Origin of the sequence: Streptomyces sp. NPDC051963, from assembly GCF_044593495.1 — a bacterium.
Classification (GTDB): domain Bacteria; phylum Actinomycetota; class Actinomycetes; order Streptomycetales; family Streptomycetaceae; genus Streptomyces.
The window spans coordinates 493,782-510,729 of the sequence record NZ_JBIUCC010000006.1 but is presented as its reverse complement, the minus strand read 5'-3'; the positions used below and the strand labels follow the sequence as shown (position 1 = coordinate 510,729).

At 72.5% G+C, this 16,948-nt stretch carries 14 protein-coding genes; 11 read left to right on the top strand and 3 right to left on the bottom strand.

Translation table 11 applies throughout. The features are described from left to right. Position 1 precedes the first annotated feature (1 nt). The 10 genes from ACIHFB_RS26875 (at position 2) to ACIHFB_RS26830 (ending at position 10,004) form a co-directional block, all read left to right on the top strand. The gene (locus ACIHFB_RS26875) at positions 2-937 is read left to right on the top strand and encodes a sugar ABC transporter permease (RefSeq protein WP_365282903.1); all 936 of its coding nucleotides are present in this window, start codon (positions 2-4) and stop codon (positions 935-937) included. Next, on the top strand, positions 937-1,806 hold the full coding sequence (locus ACIHFB_RS26870) for a carbohydrate ABC transporter permease (RefSeq protein ID WP_400128144.1): 870 nt from the start codon (positions 937-939) through the stop codon (positions 1,804-1,806). The genes ACIHFB_RS26875 and ACIHFB_RS26870 overlap by 1 nt, the downstream gene beginning before the upstream one ends. Next, positions 1,803-3,893 carry an alpha-galactosidase gene (locus ACIHFB_RS26865; protein WP_400128143.1) on the top strand — a complete coding sequence of 697 codons (2,091 nt, stop codon included), beginning with the start codon at positions 1,803-1,805 and terminating at the stop codon, positions 3,891-3,893. The genes ACIHFB_RS26870 and ACIHFB_RS26865 overlap by 4 nt, the downstream gene beginning before the upstream one ends. Positions 3,894-3,967: 74 nt before the next feature. Further along, a complete protein-coding gene (locus tag ACIHFB_RS26860) occupies positions 3,968-4,738 on the top strand; it encodes an SDR family NAD(P)-dependent oxidoreductase (protein ID WP_400128142.1) in 771 nt (256 codons plus the stop codon). Between the two features lie 40 nt (positions 4,739-4,778). After that, a complete protein-coding gene (locus ACIHFB_RS26855) occupies positions 4,779-5,513 on the top strand; it encodes an FCD domain-containing protein (RefSeq protein ID WP_365282907.1) in 735 nt (244 codons plus the stop codon). Beyond that, the gene (gene dgoD / locus ACIHFB_RS26850) at positions 5,510-6,655 is read left to right on the top strand and encodes a galactonate dehydratase (RefSeq protein ID WP_400128141.1); all 1,146 of its coding nucleotides are present in this window, start codon (positions 5,510-5,512) and stop codon (positions 6,653-6,655) included. The genes ACIHFB_RS26855 and dgoD overlap by 4 nt, the downstream gene beginning before the upstream one ends. Then, positions 6,652-7,482: a hypothetical protein gene (locus tag ACIHFB_RS26845; protein WP_400128140.1), complete on the top strand. Its 831-nt coding sequence runs from the start codon at positions 6,652-6,654 to the stop codon at positions 7,480-7,482. The genes dgoD and ACIHFB_RS26845 overlap by 4 nt, the downstream gene beginning before the upstream one ends. Positions 7,483-7,495: 13 nt before the next feature. Then, the gene (locus tag ACIHFB_RS26840) at positions 7,496-8,128 is read left to right on the top strand and encodes a bifunctional 4-hydroxy-2-oxoglutarate aldolase/2-dehydro-3-deoxy-phosphogluconate aldolase (RefSeq protein ID WP_400128139.1); all 633 of its coding nucleotides are present in this window, start codon (positions 7,496-7,498) and stop codon (positions 8,126-8,128) included. Further along, entirely contained in the window at positions 8,125-9,018 is an 894-nt protein-coding gene (locus ACIHFB_RS26835; RefSeq protein ID WP_400128138.1) for an SMP-30/gluconolactonase/LRE family protein, read from the top strand. Before ACIHFB_RS26840 ends, ACIHFB_RS26835 begins: the two co-directional genes overlap by 4 nt. Further along, positions 9,015-10,004 carry a sugar kinase gene (locus ACIHFB_RS26830; protein ID WP_365282912.1) on the top strand — a complete coding sequence of 330 codons (990 nt, stop codon included), beginning with the start codon at positions 9,015-9,017 and terminating at the stop codon, positions 10,002-10,004. Before ACIHFB_RS26835 ends, ACIHFB_RS26830 begins: the two co-directional genes overlap by 4 nt. Here ACIHFB_RS26830 and ACIHFB_RS26825 read toward each other — a convergent pair. From ACIHFB_RS26825 to ACIHFB_RS26815, 3 genes are read right to left on the bottom strand one after another with little or no spacing between them, the layout of a single operon-like run. Further along, complete coding sequence (locus ACIHFB_RS26825) at positions 9,994-11,433, bottom strand: hypothetical protein (RefSeq protein ID WP_400128137.1); 1,440 nt, start codon at positions 11,431-11,433, stop codon at positions 9,994-9,996. The two genes, ACIHFB_RS26830 and ACIHFB_RS26825, sit on opposite strands and share 11 nt — an antisense overlap. A gap of 5 nt (positions 11,434-11,438) precedes the next feature. Beyond that, complete coding sequence (locus ACIHFB_RS26820) at positions 11,439-11,921, bottom strand: hypothetical protein (RefSeq protein WP_365282914.1); 483 nt, start codon at positions 11,919-11,921, stop codon at positions 11,439-11,441. A 6-nt stretch (positions 11,922-11,927) separates the two neighbouring features. Then, positions 11,928-12,776, bottom strand: a complete 849-nt coding sequence (locus tag ACIHFB_RS26815) for a glycoside hydrolase family 16 protein (RefSeq protein ID WP_365282915.1) — start codon at positions 12,774-12,776, stop codon at positions 11,928-11,930. Between the two features lie 354 nt (positions 12,777-13,130). On the opposite strand from ACIHFB_RS26815, the gene ACIHFB_RS26810 reads away from it, so the two are divergent. Continuing rightward, positions 13,131-16,937 carry a WD40 repeat domain-containing protein gene (locus ACIHFB_RS26810; RefSeq protein WP_400128135.1) on the top strand — a complete coding sequence of 1,269 codons (3,807 nt, stop codon included), beginning with the start codon at positions 13,131-13,133 and terminating at the stop codon, positions 16,935-16,937. Positions 16,938-16,948 lie beyond the last annotated feature (11 nt).

Sequence of the window (16,948 nt, the reverse complement as noted above, 5' to 3'; positions counted from 1 at the left end):
GATGGCCGTCCTGACCGCCCCCCACCGCAAGTCCCCGGTCCCGGCGCCGTCCCGTGGCGGCCGGGGCCGGGGTCCCCGGCGCACCCCGCCGCTCGTCCTCGCCTTCGTCCTGGTCCCACTGCTCGCCGAGGCACTGTGGGTGTTCTGGCCCGCGCTACAGGGCTTCTACCTCTCGCTCACCAGCTGGGACGGTGTCTCGCCGCCGAAGTTCGTCGGCCTGGACAACTTCCGGGAGATGGCGAGCGACGACGTCTTCCGCAGCGCGGCCGGCCACACCGTCCTGTGGCTCGTGCTGTTCGGCGGCCTCTCCGCCCTGCTGGGCCTGGCCACCGCGCTGCTGCTCCAACAGGAGCGCCGCGGCGTCGGCTTCTACCGTGCCGCGCTCTTCCTGCCCGTCGTCTTCTCCCTGGTCGCCACCGCCCTCGTCTGGCAGGCCATCTACCAGCCCGACGGCGTCCTCAACCAACTCCTCGAGGCGGTGGGCCTCGACAGCCTGCGCCATGCCTGGCTCGCCGACCAGGACACCGCCCTGTACGCGGTGATCGTGCCCGCGCTGTGGCGCCAGATCGGCTACGTCATGGTCCTCTACCTCGCCGGCCTCAAGGGCATCGACCCCGCCCTGTACGAGGCCGCCAAGGTCGACGGCGCCGGAGCCTGGCAGCGCTTCCGCCATGTGACCCTGCCCCAGCTGCGCAGTGTCAACGCCGTCGTGCTGTCCGTCATCATCATCGACTCGCTGCGCTCCTTCGACGTCGTCTGGTCACTCACCCGCGGCGGCCCCTACCACTCGTCCGAACTGCTGAGCACCTACATGTACTCGACCGCCTTCCAGTCCCTGCGGCTGGGATACGGCTCCGCACTGGCCGTCGTCATCTTCATTCTGGCGTTCGGCGTCATCGCCTCGTACCTGGTGCGGGCCTTCCGGGAGGCCGACTGATGACGACCGTCCGCACCTCCACCGTCCGTACCTCCGCCGCGCTGCGCCGCCGCCGTGCCGCGACCGCGGGATTTCACCTCGGTGCAGGCACCCTCGCGCTGCTGTGGCTGCTGCCCATCGCCCTGGTGGTGGTGACCAGCCTGCGGTCCTTCAACGACATCGCCGCCCACGGCCTGGGCAGTTGGCCCCGCTCCTTCACCCTCGACAACTTCAGCCAGGCCTGGGTCGACGGAGGCCAGCAGCGCGCTCTGATCAACAGCCTGCTCGTGACCGTCCCGTGCGTGCTGGTGACGCTGGCGCTGGCCGCGATGGCCGCGTTCGCCCTCAGCCGCTACGACATGCCGTTCCGCCGTTCCCTGCTGCTGCTCATGCTCGGCGGCAATCTGCTCCCGCCGCAGATCCTGCTCATCCCGGTGTCCAAACTCAGCGAGCTGATAGGTGTCTACGACACCCTGCCCGCCCTGATCGGCGTGCAGATCGGCTTCGGCGTCGGCTTCTACGTCTTCGTCCTGCACGGCTTCATGCGCTCCATCCCCGCCGAGATCCAGCAGGCGGCGGTCGTCGACGGTGCGGGCCCCTGGCAGATCTTCTGGCGGATCATCCTCCCGCTCACCCGGCCCGCCCTCGCCGCGCTCAGCGCACTGTCGTTCACCTGGATCTTCAACGACCTGCTGTGGGCGATCACCGTGCTGCGCAGCGAGACCAAGATGCCGATCACCGCGGCTCTCATCGGACTCCAGGGGCAGTACGTGTCGATGTGGAACGTCATCGCCGCCGGCTCGGTCATCGCCGCCGCCCCCACCGTGGCCGTCTTCCTCCGCTTCCAGCGCCACTTCGTGGCCGGCCTGAACCTCGGAGCAGTGAAGTGACGTCGTACCAGCGCTGGACCCTGCGCACCGAGCACACCTCCTACACGGTCCGGCTGTCCCCGGACGGCCCCTGGGCCGAGCTCGACGCATGGGGACCGCACGGAGTGGAGACCGGGCCTTCGGCGCTGGACTGGTCCCACCGCACCCACTTCGTCACACGCGCCGACGCCGCTCCCGCCGAGTACCTGCCCCACGGGCTACGGCCGTTCAACGGAGCCGACCTCGTGGCGAGCCGCCCCGGCCATGAACGGGGCGTGTGGTGGACGTTCGGGGGAGCGGAGGCGGACGAGAACAGCCTCCGGCTGACCTTCACCGACGACGTCCTCGGCCTGCGCACCGTCCTGTGCTACGCCACCGTGCCGGGCACCGACGTACTGCACCGCTGGACCGAACTCACCTGCACGGGAAGCGAGGAACTGCGCCTGGACCGGCTCGACTCGGCCGCCGTGAACGTTCCCGTCACCGCCGGGGCCCGGCTGACGTACCTCACCGGGCAGTGGTCGCAGGAGTTCCAGCACACTCAACTCGACCTGCACCGCGGCACGTTCAGCATCGGCAGCACGCAGGGCGCGCCCGGTCACGCGTACGCGCCGTGGCTCGCCGTGCAGGACCTCACGACGGACGACGCCCCCGCCTACGGAGTGGCCCTGGAGTGGCCCGGCAACTGGCACATCACCGCGGAAGCCGAACCCGGCGGAGCGGTCCGGGTGCGCGCCGGACGGGTGCCGCACGAGGGATCGGTGTTCCTGGCCCCCGGCGACACCCTCACCACGCCCCGCCTCGCCTGCGCGTTCAGCCCGGACGGACTCGACGGACTGTCCCGCGTCTGGCACCGCTACGAACGCCGGCTCGCCGGGGACCGTCTGCACCGCACCCGCAAGGTCCTCTACAACTCCTGGGAGGCCACCGGCTTCGACGTCGAGGCCGCGCAGCAGCTGGAACTGGCCAAGGCCGCCGCGGACATCGGGGCCGAGCTGTTCGTCGTCGACGACGGATGGTTCACCGGCCGCACCGACGACACCGCGGGACTCGGCGACTGGTACCCCGACCCGGCGGCGTTCCCGCAGGGCTTCGGACAGTTCGTCGACGACGTGCGCGCGCTGGGTCTCGACTTCGGCCTGTGGGTCGAACCCGAAGCCGTCAGCCCCGGCAGCCGGCTGTATGCCGAGCACCCCGAGTGGGCCTACCGGATCGACGACCGCCCGGCGCGTCTGGTGCGCAACCAGCTGCTGCTCGACCTGGGCCGTCCCGATGTCCAGGAATTCGTCCTCGCCACCCTCGACCGGCTGCTGACCGGCTACGGCATCGACTACCTCAAGTGGGACATGAACCGCCCGCCCACCGAACGCGGCCGACCGGGCGCCGGGCCCGCCGACCGCCTCGACCTGGACGCCGAGCACGTCCACGGCTATCTGCGCGTACTGGACCATCTGCGCTCGGCTCACCCGCACGTCACCATCGAGGGCTGCGCCGGCGGCGGCGGCCGAATCGAGCATGCCACCATCGCCCGCACCGACGTCGTGTGGCCGAGCGACAACACCGCGCCCCTGGACCGGCTGAGCATCCAGTACGGCTTCCTGCACGCCCACGCACCGCATGTGATGAGCTCCTGGGTCACCGACGCCCCGGGCGTGTTCGACCCGCGCCCGCGCAGCCTCGCCTTCCGCTTCGTCACCGCCATGTGCGGCGTCCTCGGCATCGGCGCCGACCTGCGCGCCTGGACCCCGGACCAGCGCGCCGAGGCCGCCCGGTGGATCGCCCGCTACAAGGAGGTGCGCGACGTCATCCACCACGGTGAGGCCCGCCTCCTGGGCAGCCCGCAGGACGCCACCTGCGGAGTGCAGTACGACGCCCCGGACGGACACCGCACCGTCGTGGCCGCCCTCGGCACCGGCAGCCTGGACGGAGCCCCCCTCGTCCCCGGCCGCCCCTCCCGACTGCGGCTGCGCGGTCTCGACCCGGCCGCCACGTACCGCGACCTCGCCACCACGACCACCTATACGGGCGCCCACCTGCTCCACTACGGGCTGCCGTTCGCCTGGAGAGCCGATCACGACGCCGAACTGGTGGTACTGACACGTCAGTAGAACCACGTACGTCATATGTTCTGCCCGTGTCCGTCCTTCCGCGGACCACGTACGCAAAGGAGCCGAACCCCACGATGGACCAGTCACGCCGCAGCGGTGCCCGTTTCACCGGCCGCACGGCCGTGGTCACCGGCGCCGCGTCCGGCATCGGAGCGGCCACCGCCGAACGCCTCGCGCAGGAGGGCGCCGCCGTCGTGCTCGCCGACATCGCCGAGGAATCCGGCGCGGCCGTCGCCGAGCGGATCACCAAGGACGGAGGCCGGGCCGAATTCGTCGCCGCGGACGTCTCCGCGGAGGACGACTGGCGGCGGATCGTGGCCGCCGCGCACGCCCACGGACCCGTCGACGTGCTGATCAGCAACGCCTTCACCGTCGACGTCGCCCCCGCCCACGAACTGTCCCTCGACTCCTGGCAGCGGCAGCTCGCCGTCAACGTCACCGCGGCCTTCCTCGGTTTCCGGGCGGTCCTCGACGACCTGCGCGCCCGCCGCGGGGCGGTCGTCCTCACCTCGTCCGTCCACGCCCACATGGGCATCCCCGGACACCCCGCCTACGCGGCGTCCAAGGGTGCCCTGCTGTCGCTGTGCGGTCAGCTCGCCGTGGAGTACGGGCCGGAGGTCCGCGTCAACACCGTCCTGCCGGGACCGGTCCTCACCGGGGCCTGGGACCGGGTGCCGGCCGACGAACGGGAGCGCAGCGTCGCCGAGACGGCGGCCCGCCGCTTCGGCACCCCCGAGGAAGTGGCCGCGGCCATAGCCTTCCTGAGCGCCGACGAGGCGTCCTTCATCACCGGGACGAGCCTCGTCGTGGACGGGGGCTGGAGCGTCGTGAAGGCCTCCGCATGACGACCGCCGTGCCCACCCCGAAGCAGAAAGGCTGTACGACATGACGCCCTACGCCCGCCGCGGCGTACACGGTCAGACCGTGGAAGCCCTCGCCCGCCGCATCCTCGGCGGACGTATCCCCGAGGGAGCCACGCTCGATCTGGTGGCGCTGCAGAGCGAGTTGGACGTCAGTCTCACCGCCCTGCGCGAGTCCCTGAAGGTGCTCGCCGCCAAGGGGATGGTCGACGCCCGCCAGAAACGCGGCACCTTCGTGAGGGCCCGCGCCGACTGGAACCTGCTCGACGCCGACGTGCTGCGCTGGCAGTTCGAGGGCGACCCGACCACCGACGCCGACAGGACGCTGCTGCGCAATCTCGCCGAGGTGCGCGCCATCATCGAACCGGCCGCCGTGCGCCTGGCCGCCGAGCGCCGCACCGACGCCGACCTGGTGGCCCTGGAGGCCGCCCTGGACGCGATGGCCGGACCGGGCGCCGACCCGGCCGTCGCCGTGGACGCCGACCTCGCCTTCCACCGTGCCCTGCTCGCCGCCACCCACAACGAACTCCTCGAACGCATGGAGATGGTCATCGAGCCGGGCCTGGCCCACCGCGACCGCATCGTGCACAGCCACCCGCACAGCCAGGACCCCGTACCCGCCCACCGGGCCGTCCTGGACGCCGTACGCGACCATGATGCGCGAGCCGCGGAACGAGCGATGCGGGCCCTGCTCGACCAGGCCGGCCGCGATCTGGACCGGATCGGCCCCGACGACACGAAAGGCTCCGGCGGCCAGTGAAGATCACTCGCATAGAAACCTTCCTCGTCCCGCCACGCTGGCTGTTCTGCCGGATCGAGACCGACGACGGCGTGGTCGGCTGGGGCGAACCCGTCGTCGAGGGCCGCGCCGAGATCGTCCGCACCGCTGTCGACGTGCTCGCCGAGTACCTCGTCGGCCAGGACCCGCTGCGTATCCAGGACCACTGGCAGGTGCTCACCAAGGGCGGCTTCTACCGTGGCGGCCCCGTCCTCTCCAGCGCTGTGGCGGGCCTCGACCAGGCCCTGTGGGACATCGCCGGCAAGACCTACGGCGCCCCGGTGCACGCCCTGCTGGGCGGCCCCGTGCGCGACCGCGTCCGCGTGTACGCCTGGGTCGGCGGCGACGAGCCCGCCGAGCTCGCGGAGCAGATATCCGCCCAGGTGGAGGCCGGCTTCACCGCGGTGAAAATGAACGGCGCCGGCGCCACCTCCCCGGTCGCCACCGCGGCCGAGACGGCGGCGGTCGTCGCCCGGGTGGCCGCCGCCCGCGACATCCTCGGCCCGCACCGCGACGTCGCCGTCGACTTCCACGGCCGCTTCACCGCCGCGAGCGCCCGCCGTGTCCTGGCCGAACTCGCCCCGCTGCACCCGCTGTTCGTGGAGGAACCCGTCGTCCCCGAACAGGGCCACCTGCTGCCCGGCCTGGTCGCCGCGAGCCCGGTGCCGCTGGCCACCGGCGAACGCCTCTACTCGCGCGGCGAGTTCCTGCCCGCGCTCACCGCCGGCATCGCCGTTGCCCAACCCGATCTGTCCCACGCCGGGGGCATCACCGAGGTGCACCGCATCGCCTCGCTCGCCGACACCTACGGCGCGCTGCTCGCCCCGCACTGCCCGCTCGGCCCGATCGCACTGGCGGCCAGCCTCCAGGTCGCGTTCGCCACCCCCAACTTCCTGATCCAGGAACAGAGCCGCGGCATCCACTACAACAAGGACGCCGACCTGCTGTCCTACCTCGTCGACCCCGCCCCGTTCCGGTTCGTGGACGGCCACGCACCCCTGGGCGACGCCCCCGGCCTGGGCATCACCGTCGACGAGGCGGCCGTACGCGCGGCCGACCGCAGCGGTCATGCCTGGCGCAACCCCGTCTGGCGCCACCCCGACGGCTCCTTCGCGGAGTGGTGACGGCGGTGCTCGACATCGTCACCGACCCCGAGCACGGCGGGCGTTGGACCTCCCTGCGCTCACCCGGCCGCGAATGGCTCTGGCACCGCCCGGCGCCGGAACGGGAGAACGTCGCACCGGACGAGGAGTTCGTGGACGCGGGCGGGCTGGAGGAGTGCGTCCCCACCGTCCGCGGCCGGCCCGACCACGGAGCCGCCTGGTCACGCGCATGGACGCGGGAGGGGGACACCGAACGCGTAGAGTGCGGCACTTTCACGCTGAGCCGCACCATCCGCGGTACGACGGCCGGCGCCGAGGCCGACTACGTCCTGACCGCCACTCCCGGCTTCCGCTTCGTCTGGGCGGCGCACGCGCTGCTGGACCTCTCCGAGGACGCCATCCTCGGCATGCGCTCCGGCGCGACGACCCGCCTCTTCCCGGAGGCGGCCCCGCTCCTCAAGCAGGACTGGCCCGCCGGGGCACCGTGGATCGAGGGCCAGTGGCCCGCACCGCACGGACTGCCCCTGGACCGGCTCGGCCCGGACGACGGCACCGCGGTCGGGGCCGTCGTGGACACCGCGCGATGCTGCGTCCACGACGGAGCCGACCGGCTGGCCCTGGAAATCCAGGCGGACGGGCAACCCGTGTCGACCGCCCTGTGGCGCAACCTCGGCGGCTATCCCGCAGCGCATCCCTACCGCAGTACCGGAGTCGAGCCGATGCTCGGCCGTGTCTTCGACCTCGCCGACGCCGGGCCCGAAGACGCAGCCCGGGTGCCGGAGTCGGGCGAGGTCCGCTGGCGGCTCACCCTCACCGCGGCCTGCCGCTGCCGCTCACCCCACATGTAAAGGAGCCTGGTTCGTGGATCTCCCAGCCGCCCTGGCGGCCCATCGGCTGGTCGCCGTCGTGCGCGGAAAAGATGCCGACGCCGCCTTGCGCACCGTCCTCGTCCTGGCGGAAGAGGGCATCGAACTGATCGAGGTGTCGCTCTCGGGCGCGGACGCGCTCACCGTCATCGAGCGCGCCCGAAGTTCCCTCGGACCGGACCTGCCCCTGGGCGTCGGCACCGTCCTGACCGCCGACGACGCCCGCGCCGCCCACAGCGCCGGCGCCACGTTCGCGGTCACCCCCGGCCTCGGGGAGGGCGTCGCCGCGGCGCGGGAGCTGGGCATGCCCGTGCTCGCCGGCGTGATGACCCCGACGGAGGTCATCGCCGCGCAGGCTCTCGACGTGGCCGCGCTGAAGATCTTCCCGATCGCGCAGGCCGGGGGAGCGGCGTACCTGAAGGCCCTGCTCGGTCCGTTCCCCGACGTGCCGTTCGTACCGGTGGGCGGGGTCGATGAAGCCGTTGCCCGCGCCTGCCTCGCGGCCGGAGCGACAGCGGTCGGCGTCGGCTCCCCCCTCGTCGGCGACGCCGCCGACGGCGGCAGCATCTCCGCTCTCAGAGACCGCGCCCGCGTCTTCCGCGGCCTCGTACAGGAGGCGGGTCCGTGACCGCTGAGCTTCACCCCGTCCGCCCCGATCGGCTGGAACTCGGCGAGGGCATCCGCTGGACCGGCACCGGCGTCGTCCTGGTGGACATCCTTGCCGGCCGCCTTCTCGCGGCACCGGACGATCCGGCGGCGCCGCTGCACACCGTGGCCCAACTCCCCGTCCCGCTGGGCGCGGTGGCGCCGGTGGCGGGCCAGGCCGGCACCTGGATCGCGGCCGCGGGGACCGGCATCTGTCTGCTGCGCGCCGACGGCACGGTCAGCTGGCTGGCACGTCCGGAGGACGACTCCACCGGACGTATGCGCATGAACGACGGGGTGGCCGACCCGTCCGGCCGGTTCTGGGCCGGAAGCATGGGCTACGACGCCGACGACGGCGCCGGCTCCCTCTACCGTGTCGACCGGGACGGCACGGTCGTCCGCGTCCTGGACGGCATCACGGTGCCCAACGGACCCGCGTTCACCCCGGACGGCAGCCTCATGTACCTGGCCGACAGCGGCCGGGGCGTCGTCCGGCGCCATCCCGTGGACCCGGTGACCGCCGAACTCGGCGCACCGGAGGAGTTCGTGACGGTGCGCGACGGCAGTCCCGACGGCATGGTGGTCGACGTCGAAGGGGCCGTGTGGATCGCCGTCTGGGGTACCGGCACCGTGCGCCGCTACCTGCCGGACGGCACGCTCGAGCGCACCCTGCGGCTGCCGGCGCACCAGCCCGCCGGTGTGTGCCTCGAACGCGATGTCCTCCATGTCACGACCGCCCGCGTGGGTCTGGCCGCACCCGGACGCCATGACGGTGCCCTGTTCACCGCTCGTGTGGACGTGCCGGGCACACCGACGCCCGCCTGGCGGCCGCACGCCGCCCCGGTTCCTCCGTCAGCCGGGGAGCCGGCATGACCCACCCATGGCGGCCCGAACCCGGCCCGGTCGTCTGCATCGGCGAGACCATGGCGGCGCTGGCCCCCGATCCGCCGATCCCCCTCCTGAACGCCGAACACCTGCGGCTCTCGGTGGCGGGAGCCGAGTCGAACGTCGCCATGTACCTCGCCGACCACGGCATCTCCGCCACCTGGCTCTCGGCCGTCGGCGACGACCCGCTGGGCCGGCGGGTACGAGCGACGGTCGCCGCCGCCGGTGCGGACGTGTCACACGTACGCACCGACCCGCACCGCCCCACCGGCCTGCTGGTGAAGGACCCGGGCCCCGCAGGGACGCGCGTCCACTACTACCGGGCCGGATCGGCCGCCTCGGCCCTCGGTCCCGACGCGCTGGACAGTCCCTGCGTGCGCACGGCCTCGCTCGTGCACCTCACCGGCATCACCCCGGCCCTGTCGGACTCGTGCCGGGAACTGGTGACGCGGGCACTGGACACCCCCGCAGACGAACGGCCGTACGCGGTGAGCTTCGACGTCAACCACCGCCCTGCGCTGTGGCCGGACGGCACAGCACCGTCCGTACTGCGCCGGCTGGCCGACCGGGCGGACATCGTCTTCGTCGGCCTCGACGAGGCACAGGACCTCTGGGGCGAGGACCTGACGGCGGCCGGCATCCGGGCGCTGCTTCCCCGTCCTCGCATCCTCGTCGTCAAGGACGGCGCGAACACCGCGACCGCCCTCACCGAGGAGGCCGTGTACACCGTGCCGGCGCTGCGCACGACGGTCGTCGAGGCCGTCGGCGCCGGTGACGCCTTCGCCGCCGGCTTCCTCGCCGGCCTCCTGCGGGGCGCGACGGCGGAGCGCGCGCTGCGACTGGGTCACATCACCGCGGTCTCCGCCCTCGAAGTGACAGGGGACCACGGTCCGTTGCCCGAGGAGAAGGAGAGGGAAAGTCTTCTCGCCCTCTCCGCCCAGGAGTGGGCGGAGAGGGCGAGGGTCACCGTTTGACAACCGGCCAGAACGCGTCCCGTACGTCGGACTTGGCGGTGGAGACGAACTCGTTGCCCGGCCCGAGGTCGATGCCGTAGTACTCGTAGCGCAGGACGCTCGGGCAGCTTCCGCCGCTGATCTGCACCTCGCGCGGGTCGAGGCGTTTTCCGGTGCGCAGTTCGTAGACCTTCAGCGGGACCTTCACCTTGTAGAAGGTCACTGAGTAGGGGAAGTAGGGGGACTTGTCGTTCTCGTACTGGCATGTCTCGACGGCGGCCCCGTTCTCCGCCGTGTCCGCGCACACCACGAGCGAGGCCTTGGTCGGGTCGCCGGTGCGCCAGTCGCCGGGGAGCCGGCCGGTGTACTCGGTGTCGCCGAGGAACAGCGCGCGGTTGAACCCCTTGCGGTACGCCGGGGCACCGCTGTACTTGGCGGGCGTCTCGCAGTACCCGGACGTCGCGTCGTACGTGTCCCCGACCAGCCCGCGAACCTTCTCCAGTTCGATGGCGAGGGTGGCTTTCCGCACACCACCGCGTGCCACTTCGGTGCGGGTGTCGTCCGGGTACTCGTCGAGGAGGAGCTGATAGCGGGTCCGCGCCTCCTGCCAGTCGTCCTCGGCCATCAGGTCGTCGCCGCATCCCACCAACGCGGCGGGTTCCGTACGCGTCGCGTTGGTGGCGGAACGGTCGAGCACGTCGCGGGTGGGCTCGCGGTCGCGGAGCCATTCGGTGATGTCGGCGGTGTTGCAGGAGTCCTGGGTGGGCAGGCCGTCGAGGAAGGCGTCCAGGACCGTCTTGACGGTCTGCTCATTGCCGGGCTCTCTCAGGACACCCGCGAGGATGCCGAAGCCCCGCTCCAGGTCCTCGACGCTCCCGCTCCGGCCGGCGGCCAGCCGGGACGCGGCCCGCTCCAGCTGGTTGCACGCCTCCACCACCGCCTTGCCGGGCTCGACCACCGTTGCGCCCGCCAGACGTTGGCCGAACCCCACCTCGTCCTGCGCGGCCACGGCCGCCTCGCAGTCGCCGCGCTCCCGGGCCTCGTTCACGCGGTCCTCGATGCCGTGGGCGTCGACGCGCAGCAGCACGGCCGTCAGCAGCACCGCGAGCGCGACGGCAAGCGTGCCGACCCGCTGCCCGCGCCGTACGACGTGCTCCGTGCGCCCGTGTGGCAGGGACCAGCCGTGCGCCATACCCGCCACCCACCAGGCGACCAGCAGGATCTCCGCCCAGGTGTCGGCGGTCGAGGCGGCGACGTTGAGGAGCCAGACCGTGCCGACCACTGCGAACACGGCCAGCCACCAGTGCCCCAGCAGCAGATAGCCGATGCCGAACAGCGAGGCGTTGCCGAGCGCGGCGGCCACCGGGTCGGCCGGGGGCCGGGTCCTGAGCGGCGTCGGAGGCTCGTCGGGCGGTCCGAAAGGGGCGTGTTCGTACGTCGGAGAGTCCATGCCCGTCACCCCTGAGACGAAGTGGACGTCGGGTTGCGCACCGCGAAGTAGTGGCGGCCCTGTTCGCCGCTCACCATCCACAGGGCCGCCACATCGATACCGGCGATCACGAACACCGCCAGGTTGGGCGCCCCGGAGGTCAGCGACCCGAGAAAGCCGAAGACCGTCCCCAGTGCGAGGAGGGACAGGCACACGATGAGCACCACACGGATCCAGGAGCGGCGCCTGCGCGCCAGTACGACGCACACGATCTGAAGCGCCGCCAGCCCCCAGCAGAACAGCGCCACGAACCACGCCATGCTCATCGGCATGAGCAGATCCTGACCGTGCTCCTGCTTGTTCTGGTTCTCGTCGATGACCACCCAGCCGCCGATGACCGTGCCCAGTGCGTGGGCGGCGACGATCACGAGAACGAAGACGAGGGCCCCGGGCATGCGCACCGTCCCGGGCGCCCCGGACTGCTCGGGCTGATAGGGAGAACTCTGCATCGCGGATCACCTCACGCTTTCGTTGTCCGGCAGGTCGTACACCCGGGCCCAGTCCACTTCGTAGACAGCGCTCTGCAGGTCGTCCCCGTGGAAGTTGTCGAGCTGGATGGTCTGGTGCATGGACGGCGCGCACTGGATGCAGTCGCGGTCCGCGTCGGCGCCGTCGGCGAAGCGGAACCACTCCTCGCCGTCGATGAGGCCGCGCAGCTGGTCCGGGGTCCACTCGATGGCGACGTTGTGCCACTGGGACAGGTCCACGCCGCACTTCTGCGCGAACTCCTGCTGCACGGGCACGCCTTCCGGGTGCGGGTAGTGCAGGAACGCCTCGGCGCAGCTCTCGCCGGGGGCGCCGTTCTCCAGGTAGTCGTACTCGCCGTCCTCAGGGTGCTCGTTCGAGTCCGGCCACAGGATCAGCAGCGGGTGGTACTGCCGCCCGTTGTCGGGAGCGGTGGCCCGGGAGCGTACGCGGGCCTCCCACCGGCCGTACCGCTGTCCGAACTGCGAGGCGAGCCAGCCGGTGTCGCCGTTCGCGTCCCCGGTCATGCGCAGCGTGTCGCCGACGACGCGGGTGTTGACGTCGCAGCGGCGGCCGTTGTCGCTGTGGCCCGGCCAGCACTGGTCGGGTCCGCCGCCCGCCAGACGCCACTTGTCGTGGTCCGGTACGGCGGGTTCGGCCTCGGAGCCGTAGTCGAACTCGTCGGACCAGTCGGGCAACGGGTCGCCCCAGCCGTACCGTTCGGCGGCGGTCGCCGGATCGGCGGGGACGGCGTTCACGGTGGTCGCAGTGAGCGTCACCGCGAGTCCCGCCGCGCCGAAGCCCGCGGCGAGATGCCGGGCGCGAAGTCGTCCGTACATGACTCCCCTTCAGCCTGTTGTGCGTGTGCGGACAAGGGGGCGGCCCAAGCCCTCCCCCCTTGCTGGGCTCGGACCGCGCCATGGCCCGTAGTGGCCACGCCCCTTGGTCATTCGACCGCCGTACGCCGTTGTTCAGCAGGTCCTCTCCCGGCGCTGAACAACCTGAAGGTACGAAGAGACGGAGCTGGGGTCGGGAGGAACCGTGAGGATCAGGTGAACGCCCGTACCACGCCTGCCGATACGCCGGAAGTTGCATTGCGGCAGCCCCCTGCCGCTCCCTACCGTGGGCGCCCGTGCGGATGCGCCGGGTGATGGCCTGGTCGCTGTTGGGGTGGACGAAGGCAGGGCGGGCACGTGTCGGGACAACCAGGGCCGGGGCGCACCGAGGGCGAGTTGGACCCGGAGGCGGGACCGGTGCCACGGTTCGCCGCCGAGTTGCGCGCGCTGCGCGAGTCCGCGGGGAAACCCACCTACCGGGAGATGGCGCAGCGGGCGCGGTACGGGGTGACCGCTCTGTCGCAGGCGGCGGCCGGGAAGCAACTGCCGAGCCGGGCGGTGACGCTCGCCTACGTGAAGGCGTGCGGCGGCGACGTGAACGAGTGGGAGCGGCGCTGGCGCGAGGCGTCCGCGGAGTTGGTCACCGAGGCCGACGACGACACCTCCCGGCCGCCGTACCGCGGCCTGACCCGGTTCGAACCGGGCGACGCCGAACTGTTCTTCGGCCGCGACCAGCTCGTGGAGCGGCTGACCGAGCTGAACCGCAAGCACCGCTTCACCGCCGTCTTCGGCCCGTCCGGAAGCGGCAAGTCCTCGCTGCTGCGGGCCGGTCTGATCCCCCTGCTGCGCACCCCGCGCGACGGCGAAGGCGACGGGGGCCGGGACACCACCCCGGCGGCCGTACGGATCCTCACGCCCGGCGCGGACCCGCTGCGCACCCACGCCGACCGGCTCCTGCCCGTACCCGACACCGACGCCGACACCTGGTTGATCGTCGACCAGTTCGAGGAGCTGTACACCCTCGGCGCCGAATCGGCCGACCGGGACACCTTCATCGACCGCCTGGTCGCCGCCCTCGACGCCGACAGCCGACTGCGCGTCGTCATCGCCGTACGGGCGGATTTCCTGGGCCGCTGCGCCGAACATCCGGGCCTCACGGCCGCGTTGCAGGAGGCCACGCTGCTCGCGGGGCCGATGAGCCGCACGGAGTTGCGGGAGGCCATCGTCCGCCCGGCCGCCGCCGACGGCCTGATCGTCGAACGCTCCCTGACCGACCGCCTCCTCGACGAGGTCGAGGGCGCACCGGGCGGACTGCCGATGATGTCGCACGCCCTGCTGGAGACCTGGCGCCACCGCAACGGCCGCGTCCTGACCGAGAAGGCGTACGAAGCGGCCGGCGAACTGCGCGGCGCCGTCGTCCGTACGGCCGAGCAGGTCTACGGCGAACTCACCCCGTCGCAGGCCGAGTTGGCCCGCCGTATCCTGCTCCGCCTCGTCGCCCCCGGTGACGGCACACCCGACACGCGTCGTCCCACCGAGCACGCGGAGCTCGACTTCGGCGGCCCCGACGACACCCGCGTCGTGCTGGAACGCCTGGTCCGCGCCCGCCTGATCACCTTCGACGACGGCACCGTCGACCTCGCCCACGAAGCCCTCATCACCGCCTGGCCCCGGCTGCGCGCATGGATCGACGCCGAACGCGACCGGCTGCGCGTCCACCGCTCGCTCTCCGAAGGTGCCCGCACCTGGCAGGCGCTCGGCCGGGAGAACGCCGCGCTCTTCGCCGGATCCCGGCTGTCCGCCGCCCGCGACGCCTTCCCGCGCGACATCGCGACGGAGGGTCGCCGCAGCGACGAACTCACCCCGCTGGAACGGCAGTTCCTCACCGCGTCGCTCCGCCGCCGGCACCGTACCGCGCGACTGCGCCGTACGGTCGTGGCCGTACTCGCCGCGCTGGTGCTGCTGGCCTCGGGCACCGCGGTCGTCGCCCTCCAGGCGCGCGCCACCGCGCAGGCCGAACGGGACGACGCCGTCTTCGGCCAACTCACCGCCGAGGCCGACCGGGTCCGCGACACCCACGCCGGGGTGGCCGCCCGGCTGGACGTCGCCGCGTACCGCATGCGGTCCACCCCGGACCTGCGGACCCGGCTGGCCTCGGACGCGGGCCGGGTGCTGGCGACCCGGCTGTCCGGCCACGACGGCGTCGGCAGCTCCGTGGCGTTCGCACCCGACGGCCGCACCCTCGCCGGCGGCGGCCATGACGGCATGGTCCGGCTGTGGGACACCGGCGGGAGGGCGTTGGGCGAACCACTGCGGCTCGGTACGGCACGGGTCAGCGCGATCGCCTTCGCAGCCGACCGCGACCTGTTGGTGGCCACCGGGGATGGTGGCGCCATCCGGCTGTGGGACGTACACGACCGGGACCGGCCCCGCGCCGTCGGCCGGCCGCTGGTGAGCCACGACGAGGAGAACATCGTCTCCGTCGCCTTCGCGCCCGACGGTCGGACGCTGGCCACCGCCGGCGACGACGGGACCGTACGACTGTGGGACCTCGGCGACCCGGCCGCTCCCACGCCGATCGGCGAACCGGTCGAGGCCGACTCGCGCAGCGTCCGCGCCGTCGCGTTCGCCCCGGACGGGGAGACCCTCGCCACGGGCGGCTACGACGGCACTGTACGGCTGTGGCACTTCAGCGGGGACGACGGGATCGCACCGCTGGGCAAGCCGCTGCGCGAACACACCGCCCCCGTCTGGACGGTGGCGTTCTCCCCGGACGGCCGGACGCTGGCCACGGGCGGCTACGACGAGACCGTACGGCTGTGGGACGCGTCCGACCCGAGCCGTGTCGAACCGCTGGGAGAACCGCTCACCGGACACACCGCGCCCGTGATGTCGGTGTCCTTCAGCCCCGACGGCGAGACCCTGGCGACCGCGGGCGAGGACGACCGGCCCATCCTGTGGAACGTGGCCAACCCCGCCTACCCGCTACAGCTCGGGGAGCCCCTGACCGGCCACACGGAGGCCGTGTGGGAGGTGGCCTTCAGCCCCGACGGACGAAGCCTCGCCAGCACCGGCGCCGACGGCAGCGTCCTCCTCTGGCACCGGCCGCCGACCGTCCTCACCGACTTCACCAACCCCCTGACCGCCGTCGCCTACAGCCCCGACGGCCGTCTCCTCGCCGTCGCCAGTACCGACGACGGGCTGATCCGGCTGTGGGACGTACGCCGTCCGGACCACCCGCGCCGGATCCTGCGGACGCTCGGCCACGAGGAGGCGGTGCCGGCCGTCGCCTTCTCCCCGGACAGCCGTACGGTGGCGAGCGGGTTGAAGGACGGCACGGTACAGCTGTGGGACGTCTCCGCGCCCGAACGTCCCACCCCGCTCGCGGAACCGCTGAACGCGCACGAAGGCGGCACCTTCGCCGTCGCGTTCGCCCCGAACGGCCGCACGCTGGCCACCGGCGGCGAGGACGGCACGCTGCGGCTGTGGGACGCCCGACGGCCGGACCGCGTACAGCCGCTCGGCGAACCACTGCGCGGCCACACGGACGCCGTCTCCTCCGTGGCCTTCAGCCCCGACGGCCGTACCCTGGCCACCGGCAGTTGGGACAACACGGCGCGGCTGTGGCGCGTGGGCGGCGCAGCATCCGCACGGCCCGCCGGCGCAGCCCTCACCGGACACGACGAGCAGGTCAACGCGGTGGCCTTCGCCCCGGACGGGAAGACGCTGGCGACCGCGAGCGACGACCGTACGGTCCGGCTGTGGGACGTGGAACGGGCGGATCACGTACGTCCGTTGGGGGAGGAGCTGGCCGAACATCGTGGAGCGGTCAAGTCCGTGGCCTTCGCTCCGGACGGGAAGACGCTGGCGACGGCCGGCGGCGACCACACGGTCCGGCTGTGGGACGTGTCCGACCCGGCCCGTGCCGAGCTCGCGGGCCAGGAACTCACCGGCCATGTCGACACCGTCACCTCCGTCGCTTTCAACCGGAAAGGCGACGCCCTCGCCTCCGCGAGCTACGACCTGACGGCCCGGGTGTGGACCCTGGACGCGGACCGCGCGGCGGACTACGTCTGCGACAGCACCGGCGGCGTCCTCACCCGCGCCGAATGGGAGGAGCGCCTGCCGCAACTCGGGTACCAGGACGTGTGCGGGGGACGCTAGCGTCCGGCGGG

Excerpts from the sequence above, each read along its gene's own strand:
- ACIHFB_RS26820 (WP_365282914.1), bottom strand. The coding sequence starts at position 11,921 with ATGCAGAGTTCTCCCTATCAGCCCGAGCAGTCCGGGGCGCCCGGGACG.
- ACIHFB_RS26875 (WP_365282903.1), top strand. The coding sequence starts at position 2 with ATGGCCGTCCTGACCGCCCCCCACCGCAAGTCCCCGGTCCCGGCGCCG.
- ACIHFB_RS26870 (WP_400128144.1), top strand. The coding sequence starts at position 937 with ATGACGACCGTCCGCACCTCCACCGTCCGTACCTCCGCCGCGCTGCGC.
- ACIHFB_RS26825 (WP_400128137.1), bottom strand. The coding sequence starts at position 11,433 with ATGGACTCTCCGACGTACGAACACGCCCCTTTCGGACCGCCCGACGAG.
- ACIHFB_RS26815 (WP_365282915.1), bottom strand. The coding sequence starts at position 12,776 with ATGTACGGACGACTTCGCGCCCGGCATCTCGCCGCGGGCTTCGGCGCG.
- ACIHFB_RS26855 (WP_365282907.1), top strand. The coding sequence starts at position 4,779 with ATGACGCCCTACGCCCGCCGCGGCGTACACGGTCAGACCGTGGAAGCC.
- ACIHFB_RS26830 (WP_365282912.1), top strand. The coding sequence starts at position 9,015 with ATGACCCACCCATGGCGGCCCGAACCCGGCCCGGTCGTCTGCATCGGC.
- ACIHFB_RS26860 (WP_400128142.1), top strand. The coding sequence starts at position 3,968 with ATGGACCAGTCACGCCGCAGCGGTGCCCGTTTCACCGGCCGCACGGCC.